7 protein-coding genes are annotated in these 16,291 nt (G+C 65.9%); 2 read left to right on the top strand and 5 right to left on the bottom strand.

Annotated elements, in window-relative coordinates:
- Positions 1-324: 324 nt before the first annotated feature.
- Positions 325-1,113: an alpha/beta fold hydrolase gene (locus ACVWWN_RS24370; RefSeq protein ID WP_457146144.1), complete on the top strand. Its 789-nt coding sequence runs from the start codon at positions 325-327 to the stop codon at positions 1,111-1,113.
- 147 nt (positions 1,114-1,260) lie between these two features.
- Positions 1,261-6,765 carry an ATP-binding protein gene (locus tag ACVWWN_RS24365; RefSeq protein ID WP_457146143.1) on the top strand — a complete coding sequence of 1,835 codons (5,505 nt, stop codon included), beginning with the start codon at positions 1,261-1,263 and terminating at the stop codon, positions 6,763-6,765.
- 429 nt (positions 6,766-7,194) lie between these two features.
- Here the strand turns inward: ACVWWN_RS24365 and ACVWWN_RS24360 are convergent, their stop codons facing one another.
- The 5 genes from ACVWWN_RS24360 to aceE form a co-directional block, all read right to left on the bottom strand.
- Positions 7,195-8,457 carry an IS256 family transposase gene (locus tag ACVWWN_RS24360; RefSeq protein ID WP_457145238.1) on the bottom strand — a complete coding sequence of 421 codons (1,263 nt, stop codon included), beginning with the start codon at positions 8,455-8,457 and terminating at the stop codon, positions 7,195-7,197.
- A 172-nt stretch (positions 8,458-8,629) separates the two neighbouring features.
- The gene (locus tag ACVWWN_RS24355) at positions 8,630-10,477 is read right to left on the bottom strand and encodes an NAD-dependent malic enzyme (RefSeq protein WP_457146142.1); all 1,848 of its coding nucleotides are present in this window, start codon (positions 10,475-10,477) and stop codon (positions 8,630-8,632) included.
- Positions 10,474-12,249, bottom strand: a complete 1,776-nt coding sequence (gene lpdA / locus ACVWWN_RS24350) for a dihydrolipoyl dehydrogenase (RefSeq protein ID WP_457146141.1) — start codon at positions 12,247-12,249, stop codon at positions 10,474-10,476. The genes ACVWWN_RS24355 and lpdA overlap by 4 nt, the downstream gene beginning before the upstream one ends.
- Before the next feature lie 43 nt (positions 12,250-12,292).
- A complete protein-coding gene (locus tag ACVWWN_RS24345) occupies positions 12,293-13,573 on the bottom strand; it encodes a 2-oxo acid dehydrogenase subunit E2 (RefSeq protein WP_457146140.1) in 1,281 nt (426 codons plus the stop codon).
- Between the two features lie 34 nt (positions 13,574-13,607).
- Positions 13,608-16,280, bottom strand: coding sequence for a pyruvate dehydrogenase (acetyl-transferring), homodimeric type (aceE, locus tag ACVWWN_RS24340; RefSeq protein ID WP_457146139.1), 2,673 nt, complete (start codon positions 16,278-16,280; stop codon positions 13,608-13,610).
- Positions 16,281-16,291: the final 11 nt, after the last annotated feature.

Raw genomic sequence — 16,291 nt, 5'->3', positions numbered from 1 at the left:
CGACGATTCGGTGCTATCCGGGCATTCGCGGAACGCCTTCGGGTCGTGTCCGCGACTACGGAGGGCGTTGAGGTCATCGAAAAGGGACGCACTGGGCGTGCAGGCACCGACCTATGGGGCTACCCGTTGAACTTCCTCGGAGGTGCTGGTCGCCAACTGTCTCCACCGAAAAGCGACAGTCCTGCCGGCGCGCCCCCCAACCAATTACTATCGACGACATAGATAAGACGCCAGCAGGCGGGGGATGCGTTGGGGTACCGACCGGTCACATCTGTTGATGAGACCCGTCTGCGGTCGTGGAGCAATGAAGGCCACGGGGTTCCGGTGGTGATCTCCAACGGGCTTGGCACGCCACACGACGCCTGGCCGACGATCAACCGGCAGACCGAAACCTATCAAGTTGTGACATGGGACCATCGCGGTCTCGGCGGATCGGACCGCCCGTCTGACGAATCACGGATCACCATCGCCGACCACACCGATGATCTTTTCGCGGTGATGGACTCGTACGGCATCGATCGAGCCGTGGTCATCGGCTGGTCGGCCGGCGTCAACATCGCCTTTGAGGCCGCGCTGCGCGATCAACGCCGGATCGCCGGCGTGCTTGCCGTCGGCGGCGTCCCGGGAGGAACCTTCGAAGCCTTGCTCCACCCTCTGCCACGATTCCTGCGCCCGCGGGCCGGACGGGTGGGAGCACATCTGATGCGTTACCTCGGGCCGGTGCTCAATCGGCTGGGCGACGGATTGCCCGGTTCGCCTGAGCGTGGGTTCGACCCGCGGGGAGTGGGTACATTCGGGCTCGACATTATCCACGGACAAACTCTGGTCCGAGTACTGCGACGATTCGCTGATCACGATTGGCCCTGGTACTCCCGCCTCGCCCGCGCGGTCGGCGACCATCCTCCAATGGACCTGAGCGCGATCGACATGCCGGTCACCTATCTCGCCGGCACGTGGGACTCGATCACATCGGCCGAACGAATGCGTGCTGCCAGCGCGCAGACACCACAAAGTCGATACGTCGAACTCCCCGCCACCCATTTTGCACCGCTGCAGCTTCCCGACCGAATGTCAACGGAGCTCAGTAGCCTCGTTGAACGCTGTCATCTCTAGCCGGCGCAGAAAACGCAGCCATCCAAACCCACCTCGGCGTCACGCTAAAACAAGTGCGGCTCGCGACCTGCCTGAACGTCGATATTTGTCGATAGTGGCGCCGCCGATTCCATCCGTGGCCCCACGCATCACTCATACACTGAGCGAGTGTCCGACCTGTCGACTGTCAGTTTTCCCAAACGTATCGCGGTGGTTAATCGGGGTGAGGCTGCGGTCCGCCTGATTCGTGCGGTGCGTGAATTGAATGCCGAGTATGGCTGCGGTATATCGACGATCGCTTTGTATACCGAGGCGGAGCGTCGGGCGATGTTTGTCCGTCAGGCTGACGAAGGCGTGATGTTGCGCAGCGTGTCGGCGGGCATTGCTTATCTCGATCACGGCGCGCTGGAGCGCGTTCTGGTGGAGTCCAGGGCCGATGCGGTGTGGGTGGGTTGGGGTTTTGTTGCTGAAGACATTGCGTTCGCAGAGCTGTGTGTGCGGTTGAATCTTACGTTTATCGGGCCGGGTCCTGCGGCGATGCGGACGTTGGGCGATAAGGTCGAGGCCAAGTTGTTGGCTGAGAAGGTGGGTGTTCCGCTGGCTCCGTGGAGCGGTGGCCCGGTCGGGACCTGTGAGGAGGCCCGCCGGCATGCCGAGGGCATCGGTTATCCGCTGATCGTCAAGGCCCGTAGTGGTGGCGGCGGGCGCGGCATCCGTAAGGTGTTCTCCCCTGAGGAACTCGAAGTGGCGCTGGAGCGCACGCAGGGTGAGGCTGAGCGCTCGTTCGGCGACCCGGTGGTGTTCCTCGAGCGCCTGGTCACCGATGCCCGCCATGTCGAGGTTCAGGTCATCGCCGACAACTACGGCAATGTGTGGGCTCCTGGAGTGCGTGACTGCTCTATTCAACGCCGGAACCAGAAGGTGATCGAGGAGTCGGCCTCTCCGCTGTTGACCAGGGAGCAGGCCGATCAGCTGCGTAGGGTGTCGGCTGAACTGGTCCGCACTGCTGGATACCGTGGTGCTGGCACGGTGGAATATCTGTACCAGCCGGATCAGAAATCCTTCACGTTCCTCGAGGTCAATACCCGGTTGCAGGTTGAGCATCCGATCACCGAAGTGACCACGGGTATTGATCTGGTCAAGCTGCAGATCTTCGTCGCTGGCGGCGGTTCGCTGGTCGGGGAGTGTCCGGCTGAGTTCGGCCATGCGGTGGAGGCCCGGCTCAACGCCGAGGATGCTGATAACGGGTTTGCGCCGGCCCCGGGCACGGTGCGGCTGTTGAAGTTCCCGCTCGGTTCGGGTATTCGGGTGGATACGGGCGTTGCGCAAGGTGATGTGATTCCCCCTGATTATGACTCGATGGTGGCCAAGATCATCGCCTGGGGTCGCGACCGGAACGAAGCGATGGCGCGGCTGCGCACCGCCCTGCGCGAGACCACTGTGGTCATCGACGGCGGCACGACCAACAAGTCGTTCCTGGTTGAGCTCCTCGACCGCGATGAGGTCATTTCTGCCTCGGCCGACACCGGCTGGCTGGACCGCACCGGTGCTGGGACGGCGAGCGGGCCGACGCCGGTGGCCGACATCGCGCTCATCGCGGCCGCGGTCGAGGCCTATGAAGCCGAGGAGAGCCGCGAACGTGGCGGTTTCTTGGCCTCGGCACGGGGTGGTCGACCGCGGGCCAGCCATGCCATCGGCCAGAAGGTTGAGCTCAACTATCAGGGTCAGGCCTACCAGTTGACCGTCGGACAGATCGGTCCCCACGCCTACCGGGTGGCCGGTGACGGCGGCGGTCTTGTCGTGGAGGTCGAACGGCTCGGCGAATTCGAGAGTCGCCTCAGTCTTGGCGATCAGCGTTTCCACCTTGTCGCGGTCGCGGGCCCGACCGGGTTCCTGGTTGAGGTGGACGGCGTGAGCCACCGGATCAGCCAGGACGAGGCGGGTCTGGTGCGTGCCGGGTCTCCGGCGGTGGTGGTGGCCATGCCGGTGGCGGTGGGCGATGACGTTGAGGCCGGTGCCACGCTGGTGGTCTTGGAGAGCATGAAGATGGAAACCGCGCTGCGGGCACCGGCCGCGGGACGCGTTCGTGAGATCTTGGCTACGGTCAACAATCAGGTCGATGCGGGTGCGGCATTGCTGCGCTTCGATCAGGCCGGTGAGAGCGCGGCGGCTCAGGCCGCGCCCCGGGTTCGGTTCCGTAGCCAGCCCAGAATCGAGGACACCAACCCGCGTGCTGAGGCTCTGGCGCGGCTGGGGGAACTGCGCGCGTCGATCCTGGGCTATGACATGAGCGGGGACCGCGCCCGCCTGCTGCTCGCCGAGTATCAGGCCCTTCGTGGCAGCCTGCCCTTCGATGACCCGGAATTGGTCCAGGCCGAACTCGGACTGCTGGACACCTTCGCCGATATCTGCGAGATTTCGCGCAACCGGCCCACTCTGGACGAAGAGGACACCGACGAGCGCGTCCACAGCCCCCGCGAGCACTTCCATTCGTTCCTGCATTCGCTCGACGCCGACGTGGAGGGGCTGCCAGAGTCGTTTCGGATCAAGATCGTGCGCGCGTTGGGTGATTACGACGTCGAGGCGCTGGACCCCGGACCGGAGTTGGAAGACGCGGTCTACCGGCTGTTCCTGGCGTTGCAGCGGATGGAGAACCAGGTTGCGGTGATCACCGCGCTGCTGGGGCGCTGGCTTAGCGCCGACGACGTCTCACCGGCTTCGACCAGTGCGGTCGGTGAGGTGCTGGAGCGCCTGATCATCGCGACGCAGGTGCGCTATCCGGTTATCGGCGACGTCGCCCGTAATCTGCGGTTCCGTTTGTTCGACGAGCCGCAGATCCGCACGGCGCGCGAGCAGATTCACGACGGCGTGCGCGACGCCCTGCAGTATCTCGCCGACAATCCGGACGCGCCGGACTACGCGGGGCGCATCGATGCCCTGGTCGCGACGCCGGCGCTGTTGATCGATCTTCTGGCGCAACGCATTTCTGATCCCGGCCCGCTGCTGGAGGTCGTCACGCGTCAGTACTACGAGATCCGCGCGCTCGAAAACGTCCAGGTCGTCGAACAGGCCGGTGGCCAGTTCGTCACCGGCAGTTACGAATTGGCCGGACAGCGGCTGCATCTGGTTTCCACTGTGACCGATCGCGAGCGGTTGTCGGCAACGCTGCGCGCCGTCGACGCGATCGCCGGACCCAAGGGGGACAACCTGGTTGCCGACATCTATCTGTCCTGGCCGAACGCGCCCACCGACAGCGACCGACTCTCCGCTGAGTTACGCGATGTTCTTGCCGAGCATCCCAGCGCGACCGGTTGGCGCCGGGTGAGCGTGACGGTGGTCGGCCGCGACCTGCATCAGGTGACATTCCGCCCGGCCCCAGAAGGTGGCATGGCCGAGGACCCGACGATCCGCGACATGCATCCGCTCACCGGGCAACGCCTGGATTTGTGGCGGCTGAAGAACTTCAACGGCACTCGGTTGCCCGCCGCGGCAGGCACCTACCTCTTCCACGTGACGGCCAAGGAGAATCCGTCCGATGAGCGCCTCATCGCGCTGGCCGAGGTTCGTGACGTGACCCCCCATCGAGACGAAGCCGGCCAGATAATCGGGATCCCGGCCATCGAGCGCACCCTGGCCGCGTGTCTGGACGGCATACGCCGGGTGCAGGCCCAGCGCGGCAGCAAGCGGCTCGACAACAACCGCGTCGCGCTTTACGTATGGCCGGTGCTCGACATCCCCGCAAACCGTTTCCCCGCGATCGCCCAACGCCTGGCACCGCTGGCGGTCAATGCCGGGCTGGAAGACATCACCATCCTGGCCAGCATCAACGACGATGAGACGTCACAGCCGCGGCGAGTGGCGATCCGCTTCTCCTCCAGCCCCGGCGCCGGGATCGTCGCGAATGTGACCGCGCCGCCGACCGATCCGTTGCGCCCGCTCGACGGATACGCGCAGAAGGTGCAGCGTTCCCAGGCCCGCGGCGTGGTCTACCCCTACGAACTGATCCCCGGTCTCACCGGCCCCGAAGGCCGGTTCGTCGAATATGACCTCGACGAATCGGGCGAATTTGGACCGGTGGACCGTCCATACGGACGCAACACCGCCGGGCTCATCGTCGGCACGGTGTCGCGACCAACGCCGCGCCACCCCGAGGGAATGACACGCGTCGCGTTGTTCGGTGACCCGACCAAAGCGCTGGGCACGGTGGCCGAAGCCGAATGCGCCCGGGTGGTTGCCGCGCTCGATCTCGCCGAGAAGCTGTCGGTGCCCGTCGAGTGGTTCGCCTTGTCCTCCGGCGCCACCATTTCGATGGACAGCGGCACCGAGAACATGGACTGGGTATCGCGTGCGCTGCGGCGAATTATCACCTTCACCCAGAACGGCGGTGAGATCAACGTCATCGTCGCCGGAATCAACGTCGGCGCGCAGCCGTATTGGAATGCCGAAGCCACGATGCTGATGCACACCAAAGGCATTCTGGTGATGACACCCGACAGCGCGATGGTCCTCACCGGCAAGCAATCCCTCGATTACTCCGGCGGGGTCTCGGCCGAGGACAACTTCGGCATCGGCGGCTATGACCGCGTGATGGGACCCAACGGGCAGGCCCAGTACTGGGCGCCGAACCTTCAGGCCGCCTGCGACATACTGTTCGCCCACTACGACCACGCCTATGTCGCTGCCGGAGAACGCTTCCCACGCCGCGCCGACACATCCGACCCGGTCGACCGCGACGTCCGCGCCTTCCCGCACGACCATCCCTGCAGCGACTTCACCACCGTCGGCGACATCTTCTCGGCCAGCACCAACAAAGACCGCAAGAAACCGTTCGACATTCGCACGGTCATGCGTGCGGTCATCGACCAAGACCATCCAGCACTGGAGCGGTGGGCCGACATGGCCGACGCCGACACCTCCGTGGTGTTCGACGCCCACATCGCCGGCATTCCGGTGTCCGTCATCGGCATCGAGTCGCGAGTCATCCCGCGCAAGGGTTGGGTCCCCGCCGACGGGCCCGACCAATGGACTTCAGGCACCCTGTTCCCGCAATCCTCAAAAAAGACCGCGCGCGCGATCAACGCCGCAAGCAAAAGCCGACCCCTCGTAGTGCTGGCAAACCTGTCAGGCTTCGACGGTTCACCCGAGTCGCTGCGCAACATCCAACTCGAGTACGGCGCCGAAATCGGCCGGGCCATCGTCAACTTCGACGGACCGATCGTGTTCGTCGTGGTCTCGCGCTATCACGGCGGCGCGTTCGTGGTGTTCTCCCAAGCGCTCAACGAGAACATGGAAGTACTCGCCATCGAGGGATCGTTCTCCTCAGTCATCGGTGGCGCACCCGCAGCCGCAGTGGTGTTCACCCGAGACGTGAACAAACGTACCGCCGCAGACCCAGCAGTGCGCGACCTCGAAGCCCAGCTCGCCGCATGCACGGACGACGCCACAAGCGCCCGCCTGCAAGTAAAGCTCGCCGCCACCCGCGCCACGGTACGCTCGGACAAGCTCGGCGAGGTAGCAGCAGAATTTGAAGCCGTCCACAACGTGGAACGGGCCCGCCAGGTCGGTTCAGTCCACTCAATCATTCCGGCGGCAGAACTACGCCCCAGCATCATCGCCGCCCTCGAGCGCGGGATAACCCGAACACTGAACGCATTAACCACCGACCCCATTTAAGGGTTGAAGACCGACGCTTCACACGCTGGCCGTCAATGCCTCGCGATCCGCCGCAGCCCGCACACCGTGCGGAAGCGCTGCGCTCCCGAATAGTGCCAGGGTCACAAGGTATGCATTCACCTGGACCGGCGTCCGCGGCAACATCGTGCGTGAGTTGGAAAAGCCATGCCAGATATCCGACGGCGTCGGCCCCCGGAAGTAGGCCTCAAGATCATCACGGGAAACGTCCGCCTGGATCCATGTCGTCTTCGGCGGATTCCGGCCGTCGGCGGGCAATCCCGACGATGGCATCTACTTGCTCATCAGCCCGCGAGGACCTCGACCACGCTGGTGCCTATCGTTGCCCATCGCGCCCACAACCCTCGACCGCCGCATGTGGGAACCGAGCGGGGGCTGTCAGATAAACGGTGGATCTGATCTTGGCATTGGTTAGTTGCCAGTCGGAGTGATCCGGCCGTTGAAGGTGATCGCGAACGCATTTAGTGCGGGCTTCCACCTCATTGCCCATCGTGCCTTACCGCGGCCGGTGGGGTCTAGGGATCGGGTCACCAGGTAGAGACACTTCATCGCGGCCTGTTCGGTCGGGAAGTGCCCGCGGGCCCGAATCGCCCGCCGATAGCGAGCATTCAGTGATTCGATCGCATTGGTGCTGCAGATGACACGGCGGATCTCGACGTCGTAGTCCAGGAACGGCACGAACTCGCTCCAGGCGTTCTCCCATAGTTGGGTGATCGCCGGATACTGAGCACCCCATTTCTCGGTGAACTCGGTGAAGCGTTCCTTGGCCGCCGCCTCAGTAGCTGCGGTGTACACGGGGCGGATGTCCCTGGCGATGTGGTCCCAATACTTGCGCGACGCATAACGAAACGTATTGCGCAGCAGATGAATCACGCACGTCTGGACCACCGCCCGCGACCACACCGTATTGATCGCGTCGGGCAGCCCTTTGAGGCCGTCACAGACCACGATGCACACATCGACAGTGCCGCGGTTCTTGATCTCAGTGAGCACTGAGAGCCAGAACTTCGCACCCTCGCCACCGTCGCCGGCCCACAGCCCGAGGATGTCGCGCTCCCCGGCGCAGGTCACCCCGATCGCGACGTAGATGGGCCGGTTGGTGACCTGGCCATCGCGGACCTTGACGAAGATTGCGTCGATGAACACCACCGGATACACCGATTCCAACGGCCGGTTGCACCATTCGGCCATCTCCTCAATCACCTTGTCGGTAATCCGGGAGATGGTGTCCTTGGAGACGGTGGCCCCATAGACGTCATCAAAGTGCGCCGCGATCTCCCCGGTGGTCAGACCCTTGGCCGTCAGCGACAACACGATCTCATCGATGCCGGTCAACCTGCGTTGCCGCTTCTTGACGATCACCGGATCGAAGGTGCTGTTGGTGTCCCGCGGCACGTCGAGCTCAACCTGGCCGATCTCGGTGAACACCGTCTTCGATCGAGTGCCATTGCGGGAGTTTCCGCTGCCGCGCCCCGCGGAGTCATGCTTGTCGTAGCCGAGGTGCTCGGTCATCTCGGCACCTAGCGCGGTCTCGAGGACATTCTTGGTCAGTTGATTGAGCAGGCCGTTCGGACCTACCAGTTCCACACCTTGTTCTTTGGCCTGCGCGAGCAACTGCTCGGCGAGCTGCTTGTGATCCACATCGATCGCCACGGATTTCAGTGTTTCGGACATCATCAGTCCTTCCCGCCAAGCTCACGCCCGGCGTGTCAGACCAAGACCAGATCAACCGTTATTCAGACAGTCCCACCGAGCGGTTTTGACTAGAGAATCACCCGCCATGGTGCGGAGACGCTGCTGCGGCGCACGGCGGCGCCGCCGTATCGGTGCGGCGCGGCCCGGGTGATCAGGTGGGTTTGATTTCGATGCGTGGGTAGTCGGGCCGCCACATCGCTTCGTGGACGTTTTGGATCGGGTTGTCGACGGATACCTGTGCGAGTCCTTCGTCGACGGCTGCGGCGGAGACGGCGACGGCGACGGCGGCGGAGACGGCCCGGAGGTTATCCACCGGTGGTAGCAGCGGTGCTCCGGGTGTGGTGGCGTTGGAGAGACGGGCGACGGCGTCGGCGGCGGCGGCGATCATGCGGTCGGTGATGCGGCTGGCGCGGGCGACTGTGACGCCGAGGCCCAGGCCGGGAAAGACGAGCGCGTTGTTGGCTTGGGCGATGTGGTAGGTGCGGTCGTTGTGGGGGACGGGCGGGAAGGGGCTGCCGGTGGCGATGAGTGCGCGACCGTCGGTCCAGCGGACGAGGTCTTCGGGCTGCGCCTCGCAGCGTGACGTGGGGTTGGACAACGGCATGATGATGGGTCGGTCGGTGTGGGCGGCCATATCCCGGACGATGTCCTCGGTGAACGCCCCGGTCTGGGTCGAGGTGCCGATCAACATGGTGGGGTGAACTGCGGCGACGGTCTCGGCGAGCACCGGCCGTCCCGGCCTTGCGGTGTTCCAGCCGGCGACCTCAGCCGCGGGTCGGGCGTAGGGAAGCTGGAAGTCGTACATGCTGGCCGCGCGGTCGTCGGTCAGCAGCCCGGAGCGGCCCAACGCCCAAAACCGGCGAGTGGCTTCGTCGTGGGTCAGGCCGTCGCGGACCATCTGGTCGCGCATCATGTCGGCAATGCCCAGCCCGGCGGTGCCGGAGCCGTGGATGACGACGCGCTGGTCGCGCATGCGGGTGCCTGTGGCGGCGACGGCGGAAAATGCGGCGGCGAGCACGACGGCGGCGGTGCCCTGCATGTCATCGTTGAAACTGCAGACCTGCTCTGCGTACTTGTTCAGGATGCGGCGCGCGTTGCTGGCGCCGAAGTCTTCCCAGTGCAGCATCGCGTGGGGGAAGAGCTTGGTGGTGGCGGTGACGTAGGCGTCTATGAGCTCGTCGTAGCGGTGGTCACGGATCCGGGCGTGCCGGGCACCCAGGTACATCTCGTCGTTGAGCAGGGCGAGGTTGTCGGTGCCGGTGTCTAGCACCACCGGGATGGTGCGGTGCGGGTGGATCCCGGCGGCGGCGGTGTACACGGCGAGTTTCCCGACTGAGATCTCGATGCCGCCCACGCCCTGGTCGCCGATGCCGAGGATGCCCTCGGAGTCGGTGGCCACGAGCAGGTCGACGTCCTCGGCGCCCATACCGGTGTTGCGCAATGCCGTCTCGACGTCCTCGGGGTGATCGATCGACAGGTAGACCCCGCGAGGGCGGCGGAACTCGTGGCTGAACCGTTCGATCGCCAGCCCGACGGTGGGGGTGTAGACGATCGGTAGCATTTCGGAGATGTGCTCGCATAGCAGCCGGTAGAACAGCACCTGGTTGCGGTCCCGGAGGTTCGCCAGATACACCCACTTACCCAGATCATTCGCCTGCGCCAGGTACTGGGCGTAGGTGCGTCGTGACTGCCCGTCCAATGTGGTCACACCGGTGGGAAGCAGGCCGACCAGCCCGAGCTCGCGGCGCTGTGCCTGGGTGAACGCGGTGCCGCGGTTGATGGTGGGGGAGCCCAGCACGGCATAGCCACGAGCGTGGATCCGCACGGTGTAGCCGTCAGCAGACGGAATGAGTTCGTATGGTCCTTCGGACATCATGTCCTTTCCCGATCCAGTCCCCTGTTCGCGGGGCGTTTCGTCACCGGTCACGTGCTCGCCGGCCAAGTCGTTGCTGGTCCCGTCGTTGCTGGTGGGTTCTGCAACCGCAGCGTCGGCCGTCATCTCGGCGCCTTCTTGGGCAGGTAGAGGTCGGTGATGGTGCCCTCGAAGGCTTCGGCGGCCATCGCCACGGTTTCGGAGAGGGTGGGGTGCGGGTGGATGGTCAGCCCGATGTCGGCGGCGTCTGCGCCCAGCTCGATGGCCAGTCCCGCCTCGGCGATCAGGTCGCCGGCATTCGGCCCGACGATGCCGCAGCCGATGAGCCGGTCGGTGGTCTCGTCGAAGATCACCTTGGTCATGCCCTCGTCGCGGCCCAGCGACAGCGAACGGCCGCTGGCCGCCCACGGGAAGTTGGCCTTGCCGTACTTGATGCCGGCCGTCTTGGCCTCGTTCTCGGTGACGCCGACCCAAGCCACCTCGGGATCGGTGTAGGCCACCGAGGGGATGACACTCGCGTCAAAGTAGCTGTTGTGCCCGGCGGTGACCTCAGCGGCGACCTTGCCCTCGTGGGTGGCCTTGTGTGCGAGCATCGGCTGGCCGACGATGTCGCCGATGGCGAAGACGTGGCCCACGTTGGTGCGCTGCTGCTTGTCCACCGGGATGAACCCGCGCTCATCGACCTGCACGCCCGCGGCCTCGGCGCCGATCACCTTCCCGTTGGGCTTGCGCCCGACCGCGACCAGGACCTTATCGAACACCGCCGACTCGGGGGCCTTGCCGCCCTCGAAGTAAACGGTCAGCCCATCCTGTCCGGCCTCCACGTTGGTGACCTTGGTCTTCACCCAGATGTCCTGGTAGCGCTTGGACAACCACCGGGTAAGCGGCTTGATCAGGTCCGCGTCCGCGCCCGGGATGAGCTGGTCCAGCAGCTCCACCACGCTCACCTTTGAGCCCAGCTCGTAGTAGACGGTCGCCATCTCCAGGCCGATGATCCCGCCGCCCAGGATGAGCAGCCGCTCCGGGATCCCATCCAGCTCCAGCGCGCCGGCAGAGTTGATCACACGATGATCGTCGTGCGGGACGAACGGCAGCGTTACCGGCTCGGAGCCCGCGGCGATGATGGCCTGCTCGAAGCTGACCGTGCTGGTCGACCCGTCGTCGGCGGTGACCTCGACCATGTTTGGCGAGGTGAACTTGCCGGTGCCGGTCACGGTGGTGACCTTGCGCTGCTTGGCCAGGCCGGACAGCCCACCGGTGAGCCGGTCGACCACGCTCTGTTTCCAGCCGCGCAGCGCGTCCAGGTCGACGGTCGGCGCGGCGAAGGCCAGCCCGTTGCCCGACATCTCCTTGGTCTCGGCGATCACCTTGGCCGCGTGCAGCAGCGCCTTGGATGGGATGCAGCCTACGTTCAGGCACACCCCTCCCAGGGGGCCGCGGCTGTCGATCATGACGACCTGCTTGCCGAGGTCGGCAGCCCGAAACGCTGCGGTGTAGCCGCCGGGCCCGGCGCCCAGCACGAGCACCTCGGCGTGCTGGTCGCCGCGTTCGATGTTCGCGGCGGCCACCGGCGCCGCCGCGGCAGCCGGGTACACGGCCGCGGTCTCGGTGACCTGCTGGGCCGGTGCCGGGGCTGAAGCTGCCGGGGCGGCGTCGCCGCCCTCGGCGTCGATCACCACGATCACGCTGCCTGCAGACACGGTGTCGCCCAGGGCGACCCGCAGCTCGGTCACCGTCCCGGCTACCGGGGTTGGTACATCGAGCGTGGCCTTGTCCGATTCCAGCGTGACCAACGGGTCCTCGGCCGCGACGGTGTCACCCGCCGCGACGTGGATCTCGATCACCGGGATATCCGTGAAGTCGCCGATGTCCGGGACCTGGATCTCCTGCGCGCTCATCGAGTTGCTCCCTGGTGGTCGAAGTGGTCAGCGGCGAAGGCGGTCACAGCAGTAGCCGTCGGTCGTCTTCGAGCAGGTAGCACAGGTGGCGGGCGAAGCGGGCGGCCAGCGCACCGTCGATGACGCGGTGGTCGTAGGACAGGGAAAGGGGCAGCATGTTGCGGGCCGTGAACTCGGTGCCGTTCCAGACGGGGCTCACCTTGGAACGGACGACACCGAGGATCGCGACTTCGGGAGCGTTGATGATGGGGGTGAAGCTGGTGCCGCCGATGCCACCGAGGCTGGAGATGGTGAACGTGCCACCGGCCAGGTCCGACGGCCCGAGCTTGCCGTCGCGGGCCTTGGCTGAGATGGACATGAACTCCCGGGACAGCTCCACGATGCCCTTGCGGTCGGCGTCCTTAACAACCGGGACCACCAGGCCGCCGGGGGTGTCCACGGCGATGCCGATGTTGTAGTAGTGCTTGAGGATGAGGGCGTCTTTCTCCGGGGACAGTGAGGAGTTGAACTCGGGAAACTTTTTGAGGGCAGCGACGCAGGCTTTGACCAGGAAGGCCAGCAGGGTCACCCGATAGGGGCTGCGGTCGCTCTTGGCGGTGGTGTCGAGTTCTTTGCGGTAACGGTCGAGGTCGGTGATGTCGGCTTCGTCGTTGTGCGTGACGTGGGGGACGTTGAGCCAGGAGCGGTGCAGGAAGGGTCCGGACACTTTCTTGATCCGTGGCAGGGGCGCGGTCTCGATGGGCCCGAACGTGGAGAAGTCCTGCGCGGGGATCTCCGGGATCCCCGCGCCCGTCGCGGACGCGGCGGCGGGTTGGGCCGGGCCCTTCAGGAACCCGAGCAGGTCATCCTTGGTGATGCGCCCCTTGGGCCCGGTCGGGGTGACCGCGGTCAGGTCCACGCCCAACTCCCGGGCGGTGCGCCGCACGGAGGGGCCGGCGTGTATCCCCGCGGGGGTGTCGACTCCACCCGCCGCTGGGGCCGTGGCCGGTGCCGAGGGCGCCGGCGCGGGGGCCGCCGCCGGGGCCGAGGCGGGTGCGGGCTCTTGCTGTTCTACCAGTGACGGCGGGGTGCTGACCGCGCCGGTGCCGGGAATGAGCAACAGGATGGGGCTGCCCTCGCTGACCACGTCGCCGACCTTGACCAGGACCTCGGCCACCGAGCCGGCGACCGGGGCGGGTAGGTCCATGGTGGCTTTGTCGGATTCCAGAGTGACCAGCGGATCCTCGGCGTTGACCTGGTCGCCGGCACTGACGTGCACCTCGATGATCGGCACAACGCCGAAGTCGCCGATGTCGGGAACCGTGACCTCGGTAGGAGCTGTCATGTCGATCGCCTCTTTCCTGATCGGGTCCGAACTCTCAGGCGAGCGCGGGTGCGGTCATGTCGGGGTCGATCTGATAGCGGGCGATGGCGTCCGCTGCGGCCGAGGCCGGAACGGCGCCCTCGGCGGCCAGCTCGGTCAGCGCGGCGAGCGCGATGTAGTGCCGGTTGACCTCGAAGTGCCGGCGCAGGTTGCGCCGGTAGTCCGAGCGCCCGAACCCGTCGGTGCCGAGCACCCGGTACCGGCGGTTTATGAACGGCTGGATCTGGTCGGCGAAGGCCCGCATGTAGTCGGTCGCGGCAACCACCGGGCCGGCCGGGCGCCCGGCCAGGCACTGCTGGGCGAAGCTGAGCCGCCGCTCCTCGCCCGGATGCAGCATGTTCCAGCGGTCGACGTCGATGCCGTCGCGGCGCAGCTCGGTGAAGCTCGGCACACTCCACACGTCGGCGGTCACGCCGAAGTCCTGTTCCAGCAGCTCGGCGGCCGCGATCACCTCGCGCAGGATGGTGCCGGAGCCCAGTAGCTGAACCCGGGGTGCGTTCTTTTTCTTGGCCGGCCCCTCCCGCAGCAGGTACATGCCGCGGATGATGCCCTCGCGAACCTCGTCCTCCCGGCCCTCCGGCATGCCCGGATGCTGATAGTTCTCGTTCATCACCGTCAGGTAGTAGAAGACGTCTTGCTGCTCGGCGTACATGCGGCGCAGGCCGTCCTGCACGATCACCGCGACCTCGTGCGCGAAGGTCGGGTCGTAGGAGACGCAGTTCGGGATGGTGGCCGACAGCAGGTGCGAGTGGCCGTCCTCGTGTTGCAGGCCCTCGCCGTTGAGCGTGGTGCGCCCGGCGGTGCCGCCGACCAGGAAGCCGCGGGCCCGCGAGTCGCCGGCCGCCCAGGCCAGGTCGCCGATGCGCTGGAACCCGAACATCGAGTAGTAGATGTAGAACGGGATCATCGGGGTGTCGGACACGCTGTAGCTGGTCGCCGCGGCGATCCAGGACGACATCGCGCCAGGCTCGTTGATGCCCTCCTGCAGCATTTGACCGGAGCGGTCCTCCCTGTAGTACATGAGCTGCTTGGCGTCCTCGGGCTGATACAGCTGCCCGACCTGGGAGAAGATCCCGAATTGTCGGAACAGGCCCTCCATGCCGAACGTGCGGGACTCATCGGGCACGATCGGCACTACGTGCTTGCCGATCGCCTTGTCCCGCAACAGGGTGGTCAGGATGCGCACGAACGCCATCGTGGTAGAGATCTCGCGGTCACCGGTGGGCTTGAGCTGGGCCGCGAAGGCCGAGAGCCCCGGCACCGTGAGATCGCGCGAGCGCTGGCGCCGCACCGGAAACGCCCCGCCGAGCGCGGTTCGCCGCTCCTTGAGGTAGCGCTGCTCGGGGCCGCCTGCGGGCAGCTTCAGGAACGGCACCTCAGCGATCTTGTCGTCGGCCAGGTCGATGGAGAACCGGTCGCGGAACGAGCGCAGCACGTCCTCGCCCATCTTCTTCTGCTGGTGAGTGATGTTCTGGCCTTCACCGGCCTCACCCATGCCGTAGCCCTTGACCGTCTTGGCCAGGATCACGGTGGGCGAGCCGACGTTGTCAACCGCTGCCTTGTATGCCGCGTACACCTTGTCCGGATCGTGCCCGCCCCGGCTCAGCGCCCAGATCTCGTCGTCGGACATGTCCGCGACCAGGTCCAGCAGCTCGGGGTACGTGCCGAAGAAGTGCTTGCGCACGTAGGCGCCGTTCTTGGACTTGAAGTCCTGGTACTCGCCGTCGACGCACTCCTCCATCCGCTTGAGCAGCAGCCTGGACTTGTCCGCGGCGATCAGTGGGTCCCAGCCGGATCCCCAGATCACCTTGACCACGTTCCAGCCGGCGCCCCGGAAAAGGCCCTCCAGCTCCTGGATGATCTTCCCGTTGCCGCGCACCGGGCCGTCCAGGCGCTGCAGGTTGCAGTTCACCACGAAGATCAGGTTGTCCAGCTTCTCCCGGCCGGCCAGCGAGATCGCGCCCAACGACTCGGGCTCGTCCATCTCGCCGTCGCCGAGGAACGCCCACACGTGCCGATTCGCGGTGTCGGCCAGCTCCCGGTTGGCCAGGTACTTGAGGAACCGGGCCTGGTAGATGGCCATCAGCGGGCCCAGTCCCATCGACACCGTGGGGAACTGCCAGTAATCCGGCATCAGCCATGGGTGTGGATAGGACGACAGGCCGCCGCCGCCGACCTCCTGCCGAAACCCGAGAAGCTGTTCCTCGGTCAGCCGCCCCTCCAGGAACGAGCGCGCGTAGATACCGGGCGAGCAGTGGCCCTGGACGAACACCAGGTCGCCGCCGTGATCCTCCGACGGAGCGTGCCAGAAGTGGTTGAACCCGGTGTCATACAGGGTCGCCGCGGACTGGAAGCTGGCGATGTGACCGCCCAGCTCGGAGGATTCCTTGTTCGCGCGCAACACGATCGCCACCGCGTTCCACCGGATCAGCGACCGGATCCGGTGCTCGATCGCCCTGTCGCCCGGGTGCGGCGGCTGTGCGTGGGGCGGGAGCGTGTTCAGATAGGGCGTGTTCGCCGAGTACGGCACCGGCACCCCGTTGCGCCGGGCCTCACCGTTCAGCTCCTCCAGCAGGAACTCCGCCCGGTCCGCCCCGTCAAACTCGATGACCGAGTCGAACGCTTCCCGCCACTCGCTGGTCTCCACCGGATCGAGGTCATTGCGCATGGGGTTCGTTT

This window comes from Mycobacterium sp. URHB0021 (assembly GCF_054057895.1).
This window is presented reverse-complemented; position numbering and strand designations above follow the sequence as displayed.